Annotated in this window: 19 protein-coding genes; 7 read left to right on the forward strand and 12 right to left on the reverse strand. The window is 60.4% G+C overall.

Annotation, left to right across the window (positions count from 1 at the left end; all coding sequences use genetic code 11):
* Positions 1-104: 104 nt before the first annotated feature.
* The 4 genes from ACILSI_RS09385 to ACILSI_RS09400 are packed head-to-tail and all read right to left on the reverse strand — an operon-like array spanning position 105 to position 2876.
* Positions 105-470 (reverse strand): hypothetical protein, encoded by a 366-nt coding sequence (locus ACILSI_RS09385; RefSeq protein ID WP_395721613.1) that lies wholly within the window; start codon positions 468-470, stop codon positions 105-107.
* A complete protein-coding gene (locus ACILSI_RS09390; RefSeq protein WP_395721614.1) occupies positions 467-1960 on the reverse strand; it encodes a type I restriction-modification system subunit M in 1494 nt (497 codons plus the stop codon). Before ACILSI_RS09390 ends, ACILSI_RS09385 begins: the two co-directional genes overlap by 4 nt.
* Positions 1961-2004: 44 nt before the next feature.
* The gene (locus ACILSI_RS09395; protein ID WP_395721615.1) at positions 2005-2589 is read right to left on the reverse strand and encodes a hypothetical protein; all 585 of its coding nucleotides are present in this window, start codon (positions 2587-2589) and stop codon (positions 2005-2007) included.
* Positions 2586-2876 (reverse strand): DUF3892 domain-containing protein, encoded by a 291-nt coding sequence (locus ACILSI_RS09400; protein ID WP_395721616.1) that lies wholly within the window; start codon positions 2874-2876, stop codon positions 2586-2588. The genes ACILSI_RS09395 and ACILSI_RS09400 overlap by 4 nt, the downstream gene beginning before the upstream one ends.
* Before the next feature lie 753 nt (positions 2877-3629).
* Here ACILSI_RS09400 and ACILSI_RS09405 point away from each other — a divergent pair.
* The 3 genes from ACILSI_RS09405 (at position 3630) to ACILSI_RS09415 (ending at position 5665) form a co-directional block, all read left to right on the forward strand.
* Positions 3630-3974, forward strand: coding sequence for a helix-turn-helix domain-containing protein (locus tag ACILSI_RS09405; RefSeq protein WP_395721617.1), 345 nt, complete (start codon positions 3630-3632; stop codon positions 3972-3974).
* A 169-nt stretch (positions 3975-4143) separates the two neighbouring features.
* On the forward strand, positions 4144-4773 hold the full coding sequence (locus ACILSI_RS09410; protein ID WP_395721618.1) for a fibronectin type III domain-containing protein: 630 nt from the start codon (positions 4144-4146) through the stop codon (positions 4771-4773).
* A 295-nt stretch (positions 4774-5068) separates the two neighbouring features.
* Positions 5069-5665, forward strand: coding sequence for a hypothetical protein (locus ACILSI_RS09415; RefSeq protein ID WP_395721619.1), 597 nt, complete (start codon positions 5069-5071; stop codon positions 5663-5665).
* Between the two features lie 248 nt (positions 5666-5913).
* Here ACILSI_RS09415 and atpC read toward each other — a convergent pair whose 3' ends face one another.
* From atpC to atpB, 8 genes are all read right to left on the reverse strand, one after another.
* A complete protein-coding gene (gene atpC, locus ACILSI_RS09420) occupies positions 5914-6330 on the reverse strand; it encodes an ATP synthase F1 subunit epsilon (RefSeq protein ID WP_395721620.1) in 417 nt (138 codons plus the stop codon).
* Positions 6331-6419: 89 nt separating this feature from the next.
* Entirely contained in the window at positions 6420-7880 is a 1461-nt protein-coding gene (atpD, locus tag ACILSI_RS09425) for a F0F1 ATP synthase subunit beta (RefSeq protein WP_395721621.1), read from the reverse strand.
* Positions 7881-7925: 45 nt separating this feature from the next.
* The gene (gene atpG, locus ACILSI_RS09430) at positions 7926-8807 is read right to left on the reverse strand and encodes an ATP synthase F1 subunit gamma (protein ID WP_395721622.1); all 882 of its coding nucleotides are present in this window, start codon (positions 8805-8807) and stop codon (positions 7926-7928) included.
* Positions 8808-8857: 50 nt separating this feature from the next.
* Positions 8858-10387 carry a F0F1 ATP synthase subunit alpha gene (gene atpA, locus ACILSI_RS09435; protein WP_395721623.1) on the reverse strand — a complete coding sequence of 510 codons (1530 nt, stop codon included), beginning with the start codon at positions 10385-10387 and terminating at the stop codon, positions 8858-8860.
* Between the two features lie 50 nt (positions 10388-10437).
* A complete protein-coding gene (gene atpH / locus ACILSI_RS09440; protein ID WP_395721624.1) occupies positions 10438-10833 on the reverse strand; it encodes an ATP synthase F1 subunit delta in 396 nt (131 codons plus the stop codon).
* A gap of 24 nt (positions 10834-10857) precedes the next feature.
* A complete protein-coding gene (locus ACILSI_RS09445; RefSeq protein ID WP_395721625.1) occupies positions 10858-11397 on the reverse strand; it encodes an ATP synthase F0 subunit B in 540 nt (179 codons plus the stop codon).
* Positions 11398-11491: 94 nt separating this feature from the next.
* Positions 11492-11743 carry an ATPase gene (locus ACILSI_RS09450; RefSeq protein WP_395721626.1) on the reverse strand — a complete coding sequence of 84 codons (252 nt, stop codon included), beginning with the start codon at positions 11741-11743 and terminating at the stop codon, positions 11492-11494.
* A gap of 75 nt (positions 11744-11818) precedes the next feature.
* On the reverse strand, positions 11819-12703 hold the full coding sequence (gene atpB, locus ACILSI_RS09455; protein ID WP_395721627.1) for a F0F1 ATP synthase subunit A: 885 nt from the start codon (positions 12701-12703) through the stop codon (positions 11819-11821).
* 265 nt (positions 12704-12968) lie between these two features.
* On the opposite strand from atpB, the gene ACILSI_RS09460 reads away from it, so the two are divergent.
* The 4 genes from ACILSI_RS09460 to ACILSI_RS09475 are packed head-to-tail and all read left to right on the forward strand — an operon-like array spanning position 12969 to position 17808.
* Positions 12969-14960 (forward strand): sulfatase, encoded by a 1992-nt coding sequence (locus tag ACILSI_RS09460; RefSeq protein ID WP_395721628.1) that lies wholly within the window; start codon positions 12969-12971, stop codon positions 14958-14960.
* 1 nt (position 14961) lies between these two features.
* Positions 14962-15327: a 6-carboxytetrahydropterin synthase QueD gene (gene queD / locus ACILSI_RS09465; protein ID WP_322281404.1), complete on the forward strand. Its 366-nt coding sequence runs from the start codon at positions 14962-14964 to the stop codon at positions 15325-15327.
* A gap of 33 nt (positions 15328-15360) precedes the next feature.
* Entirely contained in the window at positions 15361-17139 is a 1779-nt protein-coding gene (locus ACILSI_RS09470; protein WP_395721629.1) for a GMC oxidoreductase, read from the forward strand.
* A gap of 12 nt (positions 17140-17151) precedes the next feature.
* Positions 17152-17808, forward strand: coding sequence for a gluconate 2-dehydrogenase subunit 3 family protein (locus ACILSI_RS09475; RefSeq protein WP_395721630.1), 657 nt, complete (start codon positions 17152-17154; stop codon positions 17806-17808).
* Positions 17809-17893: the final 85 nt, after the last annotated feature.

Genomic DNA, 17893 nt, shown 5'->3' on the forward strand with positions numbered 1-17893 from the left:
AAGAAGCCCTGTCACGCAGGGCGGTTTGCAGACTCCGGGTCAGTTTGTTGAACATGGCTCCTTCTCAACTCCCGCCCATTCCAGCACCTTGCCAGAAAGGCGTTTTATTTGCGAAGACACCGCCTAGAGCCTACCAGTTCTTTAGGCACGCGGGCTGTAGTTCCGATGTGACCGGACTGAACAGTCAGTATGTCGTTTTCTTCGAGTCGAGACTTGGGATGCGCGCGATCAAATTCAGCACTGACGTAGCTTTCGTTAATCAGCTCTATGCGATTTGGTCGGACATTGAAGCCTTGAAGGTAGCGAACTTTGTTCGCTGCGACCATAGTTTGGTGCTCAAGCACCGGGCCTACGTATCCATTGGTCACACGAGAAGCAACTTGGTCAATTTTTGAGACATTCCAGCCGTCAGGAATGGTGCCGACGTTCAAAGGCGTAAGCCTTGTATCCGAGGTGCGGTTCGCATTCATACCCCAAGCTCCTCCAAGAAAGCCTGCATTTTGGCCCGCACGGTGGCGAGTTCGGATTCGAGGCGGGTGATGTCGGCCTTCACGGTGTCGAGGTCGATCTCGGCTTCTTCCTCGAAGGTATCGACGTAGCGGGGGATGTTGAGGTTGAAGTCGTTGTCGGCGATCTCCTGCGGGGTGGCACGGTAGGCGTATTTTTCCACGGTCTGGAAGGCCGCGTAGGTGCTGACAATCTTCTGCACGTGCTCGTCGGTGAGCAGGCTCTGGTTCTTGGCGTCCTTGTACTCGCGGGAGGCGTCGATGAAGAGGACATCGCCCGTGGTGCGGGCTTTGTTAAAGATGAGGATGGCGGCAGGGATGCCAGTGCCAAAGAAGAGATTCGCCGGCAGGCCGATGACGGCCTCCAGCAGATTCTCCTCGATGAGTTTCTGCCGGATCTTGCCCTCTGCCGCGCCGCGAAACAGCACGCCATGCGGGACGACGACGCCGACGCGGCCCGTGCCCTCGCGGGCGGTCTCGATCATGTGGGTAATGAAGGCCCAGTCCCCTTTCGACTTTGGTGGCAGGCCGCGATGGTAGCGGTTATAGGCATCGCCTTTAATCGCGTCTTCCTGTCCCCATTTGTCGAGGGAGAAGGGTGGATTGGCCACGACGACATCGAACTTCATGAGCTGGTCGTGCTCGGTGAGGCGGGGATTCCGCAGGGTGTCTCCCCACTCGATGCGGAAATTATCCATGCCGTGGAGGAACATGTTCATGCGGCAGAGGGCATGGGTGGTGCCATTCATCTCCTGCCCGAAGAGAGCGAAGTCCCGCTCGTCGGCCTGAAGGCCCACTTTGATCAGCAAGGAGCCGGAACCGCAGGAGGGATCGCAGATGGTCTGGCCTTTCTTCGGCGCGAGCAGCCGGGCGAGCAGGCTGGAGACCTGGCCGGGCGTGTAGAACTCGCCCGCTTTTTTCCCCGCATCGGAGGCGAAGCGCTCCAGCAGGTACTCATACACATTCCCGATGATGTCCTCCTCCCCGACGACGGAGGGCCGGAGGTCGAGCCGTGGATCGGCGAAGTCCTGGAGGAGCATCTTGAGCCGGGTATTGCGGTCGCGGGTCTGGCCGAGCTTGGACTCGGAATTGAAGTCCACCTCGCGGAAGACGCCTTCCAGCTTGGCCTTGTTCGCCTCCTCAATGCCGGCGAGGGCGACATTCATGCGCTCGCCGATGTCGGGCTCATTGCGCTGGGCGTAGAGGCTGAGGAAGTCGCAGCCGTCCGGGAGCTGGAAGCGCTCGCGGGCAAGGCGGCGCTTCACGCGCTCTTCGTCGTTGTTGTATTCCTTCAAGTAGGCGTCGCGGTGGTCGCGCCACACATCGGACATGTATTTCCAGAAGAGCATCACGAGGATGTAGTTCCGGTAGTTCTCAGCATCGACGACGCCCCGGAAGGTGTCGCAGGCACGCCAGGCGACGTCGTTGATTTCGGATTGGTTGACTTTGGGCATGTTGGTTGAAGAAGAGGAGGCTTTAAGACGGGGAGAAGAGGAGACTAAGCGCTGGCGGCGCTGTGCATGACGCGTTGCATGTAGGTGGCGCGTTTCAGGGCGAGTTCGATGGAGAGCTGGCGCTCCTGGATGACGAGGGCGTCGAGAGCGATGATGCTGTCCTGCTTGGCAAGGGGCGGCAGGGGCAGCTCCAGCTCCAGCACGTCCTTTCGCTGTACGGTCTGGACGAGGGTGCCCTTCCGCCGCAGGGCGAAGTGGCTGGCAGCGACCTCCGTGCGGAGGAACCACGCGAGGTAATCGGCACGGACTTTGCCCTCATTCGGACGGATGATGTAGAACTGCGCCCCGACGAGGACATTCGTGAGCGGCAGATCATAAACATAGGCCGTGCAACGGGTGCCACGATTCGGCAGGAGGATGTCTCCACGGCGGAGGAAGTAGTCAGGCTTGATGTCATCTCCCGGCTCGAACTGGAGGAGATCCCGTGTGGTGAGATGGCCGTCATCGGACAGGTCGCTGATGCGGATCATGAAGCAGGACCCTTGAGGGACGGGACGCGTGGCGTCCCGTCCCCGCAGGGTGACCCCCATGCGGACATCGGCGATGCTGCTGAGGGGTGTGGAGGTCATGGCGGGCACTCAGGAAGGCTGAGCAGGTTGTTCGGCTGATCGCCGTCGTTCTGCGTCTTGAGGTATTTATGCCCCGATGCGCTGGTGGCCACGATGACCCAGACGGTGTCGTTGTTGACGTTCACGTAGAAGCGCCATTTGCCCGACTCGATACCTTGGATGGCCTGATCGAGGCTGAGTTTCCAGCGGGTGTTGTTTGGGTTGATGCCGCCGATGAACTTGATGCGCTCGTGCGCGCTCATGCGGTCGGATTTATTGATGCATTGGATGCGGATGTTGTCTGCCATTGGCTTATGTGGTTTTGGGGTAAAAACCCTCCAGGCCAGCCGCTGGAGGGAAGTTGTTGCACCGCTGCCGCCCAAGAGCTAAAATCCAGTTCTTCACGCTGATCGTCGCTCTCGAGCGGCCTCGGTTCAAAAAGACCCCGAATCGCTGCTCGCAGTGGTTCGGGTTCTTTTTGGCTGACATCAGTACCTCTATCCCACAGGTTTGTGGATTCAAGTTATTTAATCTTCATACACGCCAATCGTGCAAAAAGTTTCCGGCTTTGGGGTCATCTCAAGGGTGCTTGGGGCCGTTTTTCGCGGCTTTTGGGGTCTGGAAGGCGATCTTTGAGCTCAAACGGTGGTGCCTTTGACCTCAAAGAGAGGTGTCTTTGAGCTCAAACGGCCGTGCATTTGAGCTCAAAGAGAGTGAATATTGACCTCAAACGGTGGGCTCTTTGAGCCCAAAGAGGGGTGCCTTTGACCTCAAACGGAGAGCTCTTCGATCTCAAAGAAGGGTGTCTTTGACCTCAAACGATGGGCTCTTTAGGCTCAAAGAGCGGGGCCTTTGACCTCAAAGGGTGGGTTCTTTAGGCTCAAAGACCGGGGTCTTTGACCTCAAAGGGTGGGGACTTTTAGACTCGATGCGGCGGTCTTTGAGGTCTGGAGAGTATTTTACAGGTTGCATAAATCCTGCGTTTTAGGGTATTCTCCGGCTGGTTGTTCACCGGAGTGCACGATCACCCGGGGCGATCCAACCACCAACCACGCCCTGCCATGGACCGCTCTTCCGACGAAGACTTGGCGCGTCTCGACGCGGAGGTGGAGCTTTGTTTGAAGCTGTTTGGCACCTGGGCGAACCGGCGGCGCAATGCGCTGCGCCTGAGCCAGCATGAGACGGCCAAGCGGGGCGGCTTTTCCCGAACGGAGATGAGCCATCTGGAGGCTGGACATACGAATCTGACTCTGAGCACCTTCTTCCGCGTGTGCCGCGCGCTGAAGCGGGGCATCGGCGAGACGGCATCGCACCTGGAGCATCTGCTGGATCACCCGGAAGACCGGCCTGCGGAGGGCCCGCGCCGGTCCCAGCGCGGCAAGAACACGAGACGTGCAGCCCATTGACCATGATCCACGGGGAGAGGTGTGGTTCCATCACCGCCGAACCGACGAAGCCGTCATGCCCCTCCGCTACGACTCCACTCCGCCGCTCCGCATGGATACCGGGAGTTTGAGATTCGATGCCGCAGGGCCGGTGCCGTCACCTTACCAACCCATCAGGAGGAACAAAGCCGTGACTAAATTCAAATTGGAACTCTTCAAAAAGAAGACCGCCGACAAACTGACACTGGGGGCCACGCACATCGCCGCGATGACGGGGAATACCAGCTATCCTGCCGCCACCCGCGTGCCGACGGATGCGCAGGTGCAGACCGCGCAGGACGACCTCGCCACCGCGCAAGCGGACGTGGACAACGCCGAGGTGATCTGGAAGCAGAAGATCCAGATCCGCGACCAGAAGGAGGAGGTGTGGGACACGGTGATCACGGCCCGCGCGAACAACTGCGAGGCGGTGACGCCGAACGATCTGGCGGCGCTGCAAAGCACCGGCTTCCCGCTGCGCAGCGCGGGTGCTCCCATCGGCGACCTGCCAGGTCCGGGCGACCTGCGCGCCCAGGCAACGGCAAAGGAGGGCGAGATCGACTTGCGCTGCAACACGGTGAAGGGGGCGAGCAGCTACGAGTGGGAATGCCGCCCGCATGACACGCCGAACGCGCCGTGGACGGCCATCAAGTCGAGCACGGCGGCGAAGATCCTCGTGTCCTCGTTGACCCCGGGCACGCTCTACGGCTTCCGCGTCCGCGCCGTGGGTGCCGCCGGCCCCGGTGCCTGGAGCGATGAAGCCACGGAGCGAGCGCCGTGAGCGCCGGAGGCGCGGAGGCTCGCTGCGCGAGCGTTGGCGGTGGTTGGCTGTTGTTGAGGGCGCTAACGCGCCGTTGACGGTGGTTTTGCCAGACAGGCGCTGCGCGTCACATCCTACTCGTCCTCCTACTCCTACTCGATTCTGCCGCTGCTCCAGCCCCCAGAAGCTCCGCGCCACACTCCACACGCCCTGACCGAGGACGAGTTCGAGTAGGAGGACGAGGACGAGCCAGAGAGCGGACTCACGTCCGCTGCTACCGCCAACCAGTGCCAACCATCGCCAACAACTGCCATCTATGTTCGATCCCAACTACCCAGCCACGAACGCCTTGATCGAGTCCGCGCCGATGCGTGACCAGTTCAACGGCCTCAAAGATCTCATCGACGCCATTCCTGCCGGGCCGCAGGGGCCGCCTGGACCGGAAGGTCCCCAAGGGCCTCCGGGTGATCCTGGAGGACCGCCAGGACCGCAAGGCCCGCCGGGTTCCAACGGCATCGACGGTGCTGCAGGGCCGCCCGGAAATGATGGCGCTCCCGGTCCCCATGGCCCACAGGGAAATGAAGGGCCGGCGGGTGCCCCAGGCCCCCAAGGGCCGCCCGGAAATGATGGTGCGCCTGGACCGCAAGGCCCGCCCGGAGCCGATGGACAGCCAGGAGGACCTCCTGGCCCGCAAGGAAATGAGGGACCTCAAGGGCCGCCTGGACCGGATGGCCCCCAAGGTCCGCCGGGGGAGGTGACGAATGCCACGCTGAGCGTCGCCATCGCCGGAACCAGCGCCATCAGCAACAGCGTGGCCTTGCTGGGGCTGGTGGTGAGTGATCCACCGACGCAGAGCGAGGTGCAGCAGATCGTCAGCAAGCTCGATGAGCTGATCAATGCGCTGAGGAGGTAGGACTTATGGAGGGCCGACGAGTCGTCGGCTTTGAGGTGGGATGGCGACGAGTCGTCGCCACTCCCGAGGCGGTGCGGAGATGCTCCCGGAACCGCCGAAAGGCGGGACTACAGAGCGAAGAGGCATGATCAATGCGCTGAGGAGGTAGGACTTATGGAGGGCCGACGAGTCGTCGGCTTTGAGGTGGGATGGCGACGAGTCGTCGCCACTCCCGAGGAGGTGCGGGTGCTTCCAGCGCTAGCCGCTGATCAAACCGTGCGACGCTTGCGCTTGATGTGCAGGTGGGCGGTGGCGCGCTGGATGGCGGCCATGGCGGCGGCGACTTCTTCCTGGTGCTCGCCGGGCTTGAGATCTTCGAGCGTTTTCTTGGCTCGAGCGATGGCTTCTTCGGCGGCTTTTTCGTCGATCTTGTCGGCGTCGAGCGCCACATCGGTGAGGATGCGGGTGACAGTGCCGGTGACTTCGACCAAGCCTTCGCCGACGGCCATTTCGGTGGTCTTGCCGCCTTTGACGATGCGCAGCTCGCCTGGGAGCAGGGTGGTCACGAGGTTGGCGTGCGCCGGGAGGACGCCCATTTCGCCTTCGTAACCCGGAAGCACGACAGAATCGACCTCATCGGAGAAGATGCGGGCTTCGGGGGTGACGATTTCGAGTTTGAGGGGCATTCGGGGAAAGTTTCAGGTTTTTAAGTTTCAGGTTTCAAGTCAGGCTGCATGGCAACTTGGAACTTGAGACTTTAAACTTCTAACTGGCTTTAGGCCTTCTTCACGCTGTCGATGCCGCCCTTCATGTAGAAGTTGGCTTCGGGGACGTCGTCGTGCTTGCCGTCGAGGATTTCGGCGAAGCCTTTGATGGTGTCGCTCACCTTGACGTATTCGCCGGGGGTGCCGGTGAAGATTTCAGCAACGGTGAAGGGCTGGGAGAGGAAGCGCTGGAGCTTACGGGCGCGGAAGACGGTGAGTTTGTCTTCTTCGCTGAGTTCGTCCATGCCGAGAATGGCGATGATGTCCTGAAGGTCTTTGTAACGCTGAAGCACGCGCTGGACGCCACGGGCGACGCGGTAGTGCTCCTCACCGACGATGTCGGGGGCGAGGGCCTTCGACACGGAGGAAAGGGGATCCACCGCAGGGTAGATGCCCAGCTCGGCGAGGGAACGCTCCAGCACGACGGTGGAGTCAAGGTGGGCGAAGGTGTTGGCCGGAGCAGGGTCGGTCAAGTCATCGGCAGGAACGTAAACGGCCTGGAAGGACGTGATGGAACCGGTCTTGGTGGAGGTGATTCGTTCCTGCATGGCGCCCATTTCGGCGGCGAGGGTAGGCTGGTAACCCACGGCGGAAGGTGTGCGTCCAAGAAGGGCGGAAACTTCGGAACCGGCCTGGGAGAAACGGAAGACGTTATCGACGAAGAAGAGCACGTCCTGGTTCTTCTCATCGCGGAAGTACTCGGCCATGGAGAGGGCGGAGAGCGCGACGCGGAGACGGGCACCTGGAGGCTCGTTCATCTGGCCGTACACCAGGGCCACTTTGGAGCCGGAGGCGAGGACCGGGCGGCCCTGCGGGTCTTTCTTGGGATGACCTTTTTCGTCCTTCTCGGTGGCGATAACGCCGGACTCGATCATTTCCCAGTAAAGGTCGTTACCTTCACGAGTACGCTCACCCACACCGGCGAACACGGAGAAACCACCGTGGCCTTTGGCGATGTTGTTGATGAGCTCCATGATGACGACGGTCTTGCCGACGCCCGCACCACCGAAGGCACCGACTTTACCGCCCTTGGTGAAGGGGCAGATGAGGTCGATCACTTTGATGCCGGTCTCAAGGATCTGCGCGGAAGGGTTCTGGTCGGTGAGGGCAGGGGCTTTGCGATGAATGCCGTAGCGCTTCTCGGTCTTCGGGGAGGGCTGGTCATCCACGGCGTCGCCGGTGACGTTGAAGATACGGCCGAGGACTTCCTCGCCGACGGGAACGGTGATCGGGCCGCCGGTGTCGGCGACGTCCATGCCGCGCTTGAGGCCGTCGGTGGAAATCATGGCGATGGAGCGAACCCAGCCGTCGCCCAGGTGGCTCTGCACTTCGCAGATGAGGCGGATGGGCTTGCCGCCCTGCTCATAGTTGATCTCCAGCGCATTGTAGATGGCCGGGAGATTGCCAGTGGCGGAGAAATCCACGTCCACCACGGGACCGATGACTTGAACGATTTTGCCGATGTTGCTCATAGTATTGAAAAGGGGGTCAGAGAAGGGTCAAGGGGTCAAGAGTCGCTATTCAAGAGCCATCTTGGCGGTGGTGATTTCGAGGAGTTCGTTGGTGATCGCGGCCTGGCGCAGCTTGTTGTACTCAAGACTGAGGTCCTTGATCATCTGCTTGGCGTTGTCGGTGGCGTTCTTCATAGCCACCATCCGGCTGGAGTGCTCGGAGGCGCGGGATTCGAGCACCATCTGATACACGGTGTCGTTCACATACTGCGGCAGCACGGTTTCAAAGACGACGGCGGCGCTTGGCTCGAAGGTGTACTCGGTGGAGGCCGTGGCGGCGGGAGTTTCGATGGCGTGGCCGAAGTCACGCTTGCCGCCGAGGGTCACCGGATTGACGGGCAGGAGCTGCTCGACGGTCGGGACGATGGTGACGGTGTTGATGAAGTTGTTGAAGACGACGAGCACCTTCTTGTAATCGCCGGTGCGGAACTTGTCCTGCACGAAGCGGCCCACGGCGCGAACTTCGGCAAACTTGGCGGGATCTTTGATGGGGAAGTCGGCGAGGAGGTTGCGGCGCAGGCGGTTGATGGCCTGCACGGCCTTCTTGCCGATGGTGACGTAATCGACGTGGCCGTCGATCTGCGTGGTGATGAGTTTCTTGAACAGGTTGGTGTTCAAGGCACCGCAGAGGCCTTTGTCGCTGGCGATGAGGAGAACGAGCGTCTTGTCGCCTTTGCCTTCGGAGAAGAAGGGGTGCACACCCTCTTCCGCCTGCTCCTTGAGGTTCACCAGAACCTTGTTGAGCATCTCAGCGTAGGCGCGGCCGTTGCTGGCCTGGTCCTGCGCCTTTTTCATCTTCGCAGCCGCGACGAGCTGCATGGCCTTGGTGATCTGGGCCGTGTTTTTGACCGATTTGATTCGGCGTCGGATGTCGCGGGTGGAGGGCATGGAAGCTGGGGACTAGATTCTGGATGCTAGATGGCGGAAGCTCGAACGAGTTACTTCCAGCTCGCTTTGAAGTCGTCGAGGGCGGTTTTGAGGCCGGCTTCGACATTGTCGAGGGTCTTCTCATTGGCGAGCTGTGCCATGAGGTCGCCTTTGCGGGTGGAGAGGTATTCTTCGAGCTTGGCCTGGAATTCCTTCACGCGATCGACGGAGACGGAATCGAAGTAGCCTTTCTGCATCGCGTAGAGGCTGCTGACCATGATCGGCAGGCTCTTCGGCTGATACTGTTGCTGCTTGAAGAGTTCCACGATGCGAGCACCGCGGTCGAGCTTGGCTTTCGTGCCAGCGTCAAGGTCGGAACCGAACTGCGCGAAGGCGGCGAGTTCGCGGAACTGGGCGAGATCGAGCTTCGTGGTGCCGGAGACCTTCTTGATGGCCTTGGTCTGCGCGGCGGAACCCACGCGGGAGACGGAAAGACCGACGGAGATGGCAGGGCGGATGCCTTGATAGAACAAGTCGGTTTCGAGGAAGATCTGGCCGTCGGTGATGGAGATCACGTTCGTCGGGATGTAAGCGGACACGTCACCGGCCTGCGTCTCGATGATCGGCAGCGCGGTCATGGAACCACCGCCGTAGTTTTCACCGACGCGGCAGGAACGCTCAAGCAGACGGGAGTGGAGATAGAACACGTCACCCGGATAAGCTTCACGACCGGAAGGACGCTTCAAGATGAGGGAAACCTGACGATAGGCGACGGCCTGCTTGGAAAGGTCATCAAACACGATCAGCACGTCCTGGCCCTGGTCCATGAACCACTCGCCGACGGCACAGCCGGTGTAAGGCGCGAGGTATTGATTCACCGCCGAGTCAGAAGCGGAGGCGCTGACGATGGTGGTGTATTCCATGGCACCGGCGTCTTCGAGGGTCTTGACGACGCGGGCGATGTTCGACTGCTTCTGGCCGATGGCGACGTAGATGCAATAGAGAGGCTTGTGACCGGCGAGCTTGCCCTGTTCGGCAGCTTTGTTCTGCTGGGCCTGGGAGATGATGGTGTCCACCGCGATGGTGGTCTTGCCGGTGGAACGGTCACCAATGATCAACTCGCGCTGACCACGGCCGATCGGGATCATGGCGTCGATGCTCATGATGCCGGTCTGCACGGGGACGGACACGGATTTACGGGCAATGATGCCAGGAGCGAGTTTTTCGACCGGATACTGAGCTTCACCTTTGATGTCGCCTTTGCCGTCGATGGCCTGACCGAGGGCGTTGACCACGCGGCCGAGGAGGCTCTTGCCCACTGGAACGGAAAGGAGGCGGCCGGTCGTTTTGACTTCGTCACCTGCCTTGATGCCTTCGCCAGAGCCGAGAAGCACGCAGCCGACTTCGGTTTCTTCGAGGTTGAGCGCGAGGCCGAACACACCGCCAGGGAACTCGATCATTTCGTTGAGCATGACATCGCTCAAGCCTTCAATCTTGGCGGCGCCGTCACCGATTTCACGGACGATGCCCACATTGGACTTCGTGACGGCGGTCTTGAGGCCGGCGATTTGGGATTCGATCTCCTGGAGGATGTTGCTCATGGTATTGCGGGTTTGAAAAAGCTAAGGGCTGAGGGCGAAGGGCAAAGAATTTAGGAAAGGGCGGTCTTGAGGGCTTCGAGGCGGGCTTTGACGCTGCCATCCCATACATCGGAGCCGACTTTCACGCGGATGCCGCCGAGCAGCTCGGGATTGGTGTGGAAGACGAGATTCAGCGTGCGTCCGTACTTCTTCGAGAGGCTGGCTTGCAGCTCGGCCTGGGTCGCGGGTGTCAAAGCGCTGGCGCTTTCGACAATGGCGCGCTGGCGGTCCACTTCGTTCGCCACGAGTCGAGAGAATCCATCCAGGATGCCGATGAAGCCGCGCGGCTTGCTTTTGGCCACGCTGCTGACCACGATGCGCACGCGCGACTCGTCGAGCTTTCCATCGGCCATGCAGGCGCGGAAAAGCTGGCGGGAGGTGCGGCGGGCTTCCTTGGTGATCTTCATGATGGCGAAGCGTGAGGAGGAAAATTAAGCGGAGACCTGGGTGGCGGTTTCCTGGTTGATGCGGGTCTGGTCGTCGTTGTTGAGCACCTTGCCAGTAACGCGGCTGGTGGCGTCGGAGACCATGCGGCCGAACTCGCGCTTGAGCTGGGACATGAGCTGCTCTTTTTCGAGCTCAGCGGCTTCACGGGCCTTGGCGATGATGGTGTTGGCGCTGGCGACGGCGTCCTGCTGGCGGCGTTCCTGGAGAGCCTTGGCAGCGTCGTCGGCTTCCTTCACGAGGCGGGCTGCGTCAGCCTCCGCCTTGTCGAGGATGGCCTGGGAGCTTTTCGCGGCCTCAGCGGCGTCGCGGGAGATTTTTTCGAGCTTCGCCTCGCCATCGGCGATGCGCTGACGGCGCTGCTCCAGCATCGCGAGGATGGGGCCGAAGGCGTATTTCTTGAGAATGGTGAAAACGACCCAGAAAATGATGACCTGGGCGATGAACTTGCCCCACGCGAGACCGAACTTCTCGACAATGGCGTCAACCTTGCCTGCGGCGATGATGATAGGCGTGGCAGAGATCATAAGCGGAATGTGGATGGTCTAAAAAGGAAGCGGGGAAGTTGAGAAGAGAGAAAGAGCGGCGGGCCGCAGGGCGACCCGCCGCAGAGAGGTCAAATTAGAAGCCGCCGAGGTAGGCGATGATGCCCAGACCTTCAGCGAGAGCCATGGCGATAATGCCAAGGGTCAGGATGTTGCCGAAAGCGCCAGGATTGCGGCCCACGGCTTCCACAGCCTTGGAGCCGACCATGCCCACGCCGATCGCAGCGCCAGCACCGCCGATTGCCATGGTGAGGTTGCCGGTGATGCCAGCGGCTTCAGGGGCGTGAGCGGCAGCAGCCTGCGCCATCGAGATAAGTTCAAGTGTCATAGTATTAGTCGTGTTTGTTGTGTTGTGTCACCGGCGTCCACGCGTTGCGCATGGTCCCGCCGGCAAATTCAGATCCTAGTGGTGCTCCTCCTCATGACCGTGATCGTCATGCGTGGTGGAGAGCTGGATGTAAACCGAGCAGAGCAGGGTGAAAACGATGGCCTGCAGCAGTCCGACCAGCAGTTCCATGAAGTAGAAGGGCAGCGGCAGGGCGATGCTGCCGAGGAAGCTGCCCACCGGGCCGGTGTTGGCCATCAGATCGCTCATGGTGTGCAGCACGTTCTCACCGGCGAAGATGTTACCGAACAGACGAATCGAGAGTGTCACCGGACGGATGATGATCGAGACGATTTCAATGGCGCCCACAAACAAGAACACCAAGCCGACCGCGATGCCCATGAGGCCTTTCAGGCCGCCCTTGGGGCCGAAGGTGTGGACGATGAAACCCCAGACACCGACTTCTTTGATGGTGAGAAACAGCCAGACGAGGAAAGCGGAGACAGACAGGCCGATGGTGGCGTTCAAGTCAGCCGTTGGCGGGCGCAGCAGCGGATCGTGAGCCGCCTTGATCGAGAGAAGACCGGTGGACTCGCCCCAGCCGATGGTGCCAACGCCTGGCAGCAGGCCGAACCAGTTGGAAACCAGGATGTAGATGAAGAGCGTGCCGAGCAGCGGGAAGGCCAGCTTGGCCTGCTTCGGTCCCACGATGCCTTCCACCTGGCCGTAAAGGAATTCGACGATGAACTCGAAGAAATTCTGCGCCTTGTGCGGCACGAGGGTCATGTTCTTGGTCGCCTTGCGCGCAAACCAGAGCACCAGACTCAGAACCACCAGCGCCACGAGCACCGAATTGGTGAAAAATCCCAACACGCTGTCCTTCGCGAACAACTCCGACGCGTAGCTATGCACGTTGGCCAGCACGGGCGAGAAAGAGTGTGATTGAAGTGTGAAAATCGACATGTGGATAGGGTCTGTCGGGGAGGAAAGGGATAGCGCCTGTTGGGGATGGCGGGCAGCTTTTCTAGCAACACGAGGGGAGGGGAGCAAGCCCTATTTGTGAAAAATTTCACAAAGTCCCCGACTGCTTGATTTTCCGGGCTTGGAACGCCGTTTGAGTCATGCTGCGCGGTGGTCTTGAAGGCTCATGCAGACAAACTGTTCATCACTTGTTGCCGCACGACACCCCAACTCGACATTCCCTCCGCCCCGTGCGAGCTTTTTAGCAATGCTGTTTATTTCACGTCTCATCTTCCTGGCTCTTGCTGTGGCGGTTTCCTCCAATGCCATCGCCGCGCCAAAATCCCGCTCCGCCTACGGCAAGCCGAACGTGCTGTTCATCATCGCCGACGATCTGCGTGACTACACCGGCTGGCTGGGCGGGCATCCGCAGTCCGTGACACCCAACATGGACCGCCTGGCAAAGCTGGGCATGCGTTTCACCAACGCGCATTGCAACTACGCGCTCTGCAATCCCTCACGTACCAGCCTGATGACGGGCATGCTGCCGTCTTCGAGCGGTGTGTTTGGCAATGAGCAGGACTGGCGGCGCAGCGTGCAGATCGCGGGCAAACCGACGCTGCCGGAGTACTTTAAACAACAGGGTTTCCTCATTGCGGCGGCTGGCAAGATCTTCCATGCGAACCACGGCGGGCCGGAGGGCCGTCTGACCGGCTGGCATGGCGGCAGGCGCGGGTTTGAGCAGGACACGGCCTGGGATCAGCGCTTTCCGAGCGCGGGCGTACAGATCCCTGATCTGCCGGTCCACACCGGGCAGAATTTCAACGGCCTCAACATTTGGCATTGGGACTGGAGTGGTATTCCTGTCGAGGACGACAAGACCGATGACGGTCAGGTCGTGGCCTTTGCGGCCGATTTCCTCGGCAAGAAGCAGAAGAAGCCTTTCTTCTTCGCCCTCGGCCTCTACCGTCCGCATTCACCTTGGTATGTGCCGCAGAAATACTTCGACGCGCTTCCGCTGGACTCGATCAAGCTGCCTGAGGTGAAGGCGGACGATCTCGATGACCTGCCCGCCATCGCGAAGCCCGGCAAAGACGGTCATCACGCGGAGATCGTGGCGAAAAACCTCTGGAAGGAAGCCGTGCGCGCCTACCTCGCCAACGTGGCCTTTTGCGATGCCATGCTCGGACGCGTCCTCGAAGCAGCGGAAAAAGGTCCGAACGCAAAAAACACCATCATCGTCTTCACCTCCGATCACGGCTGGTATCTCGGGGAGAAACAAATGTGGCACAAAGGCAAGCTCTGGGAACCAGCCACGCGTGTTCCGCTGAGTGTTTACGCTCCAGGCGTGACCCAGCCTGACAGCATGTCCGCGCAGCCGGTCGCGCTCATTGATTTGTACCCCACGCTCTGTGATCTCGTGAAGGTGTCGAAGCCAGAACACCTCGACGGCACCAGTTTGAAGCCCTTGCTGGCCGATCCTTCGACGAAGAGCGACAAACCGGCCATCACCTGCATGGGCGGTGGCAAAAACGCCGGTTATGCCGCGCGTGACGAGCGCTGGCGCTACATCCGCTACTCCGATGGCAGTGAGGAGCTTTACGATCATCAAAACGATCCGAACGAGTGGGCCAACCTTGCCGCCAAACCTGAGCACACCGCTGAAAAGACCCGTCTGGCCGCCTTTTTCCCGCAGGAATTCAAGAGCGCCGTGCGTCCGGCCTCCGAGGTTGTGGTGGCCGCGAGTCCCGCCGGTTCCGCCGACTTGGTGTTGAAGATCGGCGACGAGATCAGCGCCGCCGAGGCACCAAAGTTGCAGGGCAGGGGAGTGTTCATCAATGCCGCCTTCGAATTCGATCCCGCCATCGACCAGGACAGCACGCTTCTCGCTCATGGCGATGCGCAGTCCGGCTACGCGCTGCATCTCGTCGCCGCCAAACCGACACTCACGGTCTTTGCCAATGGCAAGGAGTCGGTCATTGCTGGCGCACCGCTGGAAAAGGGCCGCATCAACCTCCGGGCGTTGATCGATCTCGGTGGTGTCATCTCGATCGCCGTCCCTGGACACAGTGAGGTGTTCGGCGTGGCTCCGTTTGAGAAAGGATTTCCGCAAGAACCCAAATCAGGCATCGCAGCCGGACAAAGTTTCGGCATGCTAGAGACCGCCAAGTATCCCAATAGCACTCCTTTTGATGGCATCGTCCATCGCTTGAACCTCACCATTCTTCCTCCGCAGGAAATCACCGCCAAACCGAACTGACATGCGTGCCCGCATCATCAAAGACTTTCGCTTCGAAGCCGCCCAGACACTTCCCAATCTTCCCGGTGACCACAAATGCACCAAGATGCACGGCCATTCCTTCAAAGTGGAGATCGCCGTCGAGGGCGAGGTCAATCCGCAGATCGGCTGGGTCTATGATCATGCTGAAATTTCCCGCGCGATGAAACCCATCATGGACCGCCTCGATCACTCCTACTTGAACGAGATCGAAGGCCTGGAGAACCCGACCATCGAATACATGGCCGCCTGGCTTTGGAAAAAGCTCGCCCCGCAGCTCCCCGGTCTCTGCGAGATCGTGATCCACGAAACTCCGAACGCCCGCTGCGTGTTTCGCGGGGAGTTCTGACTTTTGGCACTACGTCCTTAACCCTCTGCTTCGATGCCGCTGCTCACCAACCGCAAAACGCAGCCTCAGTATGATGTCATTGTCGTCGGTTCCGGTGCCGGCGGTGGTATGGCAGCGATGATTCTCGCTTTGAACGGCGTGAAGGTGCTCATGATTGAGGCCGGGCGGAACTACGAGCCGGTGAAGGAGACGCCGATGTTCAACACGCCGGAGATGGCCCCGCTGCGTGGCGCGGCCACGCCGGATCGCTTCTTCGGTTTCTACGATTCGAACATTGGCGGCTGGCAGGTCGCGGGCGAGCCTTACACGAACAAACCCGGCACCGAAGGCGACTTCTGGTGGTGGCGTGCGCGCATGCTCGGTGGGCGCACGAATCATTGGGGTCGCATTTCGCTGCGTTTTGGCGAGTTCGACTTCAAACCGAAGTCGCGCGACGGTCTTGGCGTCGATTGGCCGATCAATTATGGCGACATCGCGCCCTGGTATGACCGCGTGGAGCAGTTGATCGGCGTCTATGGCGAGAACGACGGCATCGCCAACGCGCCCAATTCATCGCCCGGCGTGCTAATGCCGCCGCCGAAGCCGCGTGTGGGCGAGTTGTTGGCAAAAAAATCTGGAAGGAAACTCGGCGTGCCGGTGGTTGCCGCGCATCGCGCCGTGCTCAGCCAGCCGCTCGACTGGAAGAACCTGCCGAAGACGCTGTTCCCGAACAATCCGAAGGCGCAGGAGATTCTTGGCAAGGACATGATGTCACGCGCCGCCTGTTTCTGGGCGACCCACTGCGTTCGTGGCTGCAGCATCCGTGCGAACTTCCAGAGCACGACCGTCCTGCTGCCTCCCGCGCTCGCCACAGGTATTCTCGACATCATCACGGACGCGATGGTGCGCGAAGTCATTGTCGATGGCAGCGGCAAGGCCACCGGCGTGCATTACATCGACAAAATCACGCGCCGTGATGCCATTGCGAAGGCGCGTGTCGTCATTCTCGCTGCGAGCACCTGTGAAACCTCGCGCATCCTGCTGAACTCGAAATCGCGTGATTCCGCCGGTCTTGCCAACTCGTCTGGTCAGGTCGGCAAGAACCTCATGGACAGCGTCGGCACACGTCTGGGCGCGCACATTCCCGCCATGGAAGACCTGCCGCCGATGAATGAAGACGGTGCCGGTGGTCTGCACACCTATGTGCCTTGGTGGCTGGTGAATGATCACGCGAAACTTGGCTTCGCCCGTGGTTATCACATCGAGATGGGTGGTGGCCGCCAGATGCCGGAGACGAAAAGTTTTGGCTATCTCGATTCGACTTCGCCCGGCGTCTATGGCCGCAAACTCAAGGAAGACGCGCGTCGTTACTACGGTGCGCAGTTCAGCTTTGCCGGACGTGGTGAGATGATTCCAAACAAGGACTGTTACAGCGAACTCGACCCCAATGTCGTCGATCAATGGGGCATTCCTGTGCTGCGTTTCCACTGGAAGTGGAGCGATCACGAAATCAAGCAGGCCGAGCACATGCAGCAGACCTTTGCCGCCATGCTCGAAGGCATGGGTGGCAAGGCCAAGCCTCTCAGCGGTGCCGAAGCCATCCAGAGGCCCGGCGAGATCATCCACGAGGTGGGCACAGCTCGCATGGGCGACAAGGCCTCGGAGAGCGTGACGAATCAATACTGCCAGACCTGGGACGTGAAGAACCTCTTCCTCATGGACGGAGCCGTCCTGCCCAGCAATCCCGACAAAAACCCCACCCTGACCATCCTCGCCCTCGCCTGGCGTTCCAGCGAGTATCTGATGGAGGAGATGAAGCGGGGGAATATCTAACAGAGCTGCGCCATGTCCGATTCTTCTTTCATCTCTCGCCGCAACGCCCTCAAAGGCCTTCTCAGCGGTGCCGCTGGCGCTACTGCGGTTCCGGCCATCGCCGCGCCGAATCACACCGAGCCGGCTCCGGCGGTGTTTCCTTCGCGGCATGTCTTTCAAGACCCCGATTTCACTCAACCGGTGAAGTTTCCGTGGGAAAAACTGCTCTCAGCGGAGGAACTCGCCACCACGCAGGCCTTGGCAGATCTGATCCTGCCCAAGGACGACACCTCGCCTGCCGCTTCCGAGGTCGGCGTGCCGGATTTCATCAACGAATGGGTCAGCGCGGACTACCCGCAGCATCACGAGGACCGCGAAGTCATCCGTGGTGGCCTTGGCTGGCTCAATACCGAGAGTTTCAAGCGCTTCGCTAAACGCTTCGAGGAGCTGAATATCGATCAGCAGTCTCAGATCGCCGATGACATCTGCGATCCTGCCAAGGCAAAGCTCGAACACCACATCGGAGCCGCGTTCTTCAAACGCTTCCGCCAGCTCTGCCTCGGCGGCTACTACACCCATAGCCAGACGTGGAAAAGCCTCGGCTATGTGGGCAATATCAGCGTTGGCGGGCCTTATCCCGGTGTCCCGGCGGAGGTCATCGAGAGGCTGGGTTTGCAGGACGTGGTTTGAAAGTTTCTGAGGGCTGAAAAAAGACTGCTTTTCGAGGTAAAATTCCCTTTGCTCGCCCCCCCATCTCGCTAGTCTCAGCGGGTCA

It is taken from the genome of Prosthecobacter sp. (genome assembly GCF_044232965.1).
Classification (GTDB): Bacteria; Verrucomicrobiota; Verrucomicrobiia; order Verrucomicrobiales; family Verrucomicrobiaceae; genus Prosthecobacter.

Coding starts and splice junctions, on each gene's coding strand:
- ACILSI_RS09450 (WP_395721626.1), bottom strand. CDS start 11,743: ATGACACTTGAACTTATCTCGATGGCGCAGGCTGCTGCCGCTCACGCC.
- ACILSI_RS09415 (WP_395721619.1), top strand. CDS start 5,069: ATGTTCGATCCCAACTACCCAGCCACGAACGCCTTGATCGAGTCCGCG.
- atpB (WP_395721627.1), bottom strand. CDS start 12,703: ATGTCGATTTTCACACTTCAATCACACTCTTTCTCGCCCGTGCTGGCC.
- ACILSI_RS09460 (WP_395721628.1), top strand. CDS start 12,969: ATGCTGTTTATTTCACGTCTCATCTTCCTGGCTCTTGCTGTGGCGGTT.
- queD (WP_322281404.1), top strand. CDS start 14,962: ATGCGTGCCCGCATCATCAAAGACTTTCGCTTCGAAGCCGCCCAGACA.
- atpC (WP_395721620.1), bottom strand. CDS start 6,330: ATGCCCCTCAAACTCGAAATCGTCACCCCCGAAGCCCGCATCTTCTCC.
- atpD (WP_395721621.1), bottom strand. CDS start 7,880: ATGAGCAACATCGGCAAAATCGTTCAAGTCATCGGTCCCGTGGTGGAC.
- ACILSI_RS09475 (WP_395721630.1), top strand. CDS start 17,152: ATGTCCGATTCTTCTTTCATCTCTCGCCGCAACGCCCTCAAAGGCCTT.
- ACILSI_RS09405 (WP_395721617.1), top strand. CDS start 3,630: ATGGACCGCTCTTCCGACGAAGACTTGGCGCGTCTCGACGCGGAGGTG.
- ACILSI_RS09445 (WP_395721625.1), bottom strand. CDS start 11,397: ATGATCTCTGCCACGCCTATCATCATCGCCGCAGGCAAGGTTGACGCC.
- ACILSI_RS09400 (WP_395721616.1), bottom strand. CDS start 2,876: ATGGCAGACAACATCCGCATCCAATGCATCAATAAATCCGACCGCATG.
- ACILSI_RS09470 (WP_395721629.1), top strand. CDS start 15,361: ATGCCGCTGCTCACCAACCGCAAAACGCAGCCTCAGTATGATGTCATT.
- atpG (WP_395721622.1), bottom strand. CDS start 8,807: ATGCCCTCCACCCGCGACATCCGACGCCGAATCAAATCGGTCAAAAAC.
- atpH (WP_395721624.1), bottom strand. CDS start 10,833: ATGAAGATCACCAAGGAAGCCCGCCGCACCTCCCGCCAGCTTTTCCGC.
- atpA (WP_395721623.1), bottom strand. CDS start 10,387: ATGAGCAACATCCTCCAGGAGATCGAATCCCAAATCGCCGGCCTCAAG.
- ACILSI_RS09395 (WP_395721615.1), bottom strand. CDS start 2,589: ATGACCTCCACACCCCTCAGCAGCATCGCCGATGTCCGCATGGGGGTC.
- ACILSI_RS09385 (WP_395721613.1), bottom strand. CDS start 470: ATGAATGCGAACCGCACCTCGGATACAAGGCTTACGCCTTTGAACGTC.
- ACILSI_RS09390 (WP_395721614.1), bottom strand. CDS start 1,960: ATGCCCAAAGTCAACCAATCCGAAATCAACGACGTCGCCTGGCGTGCC.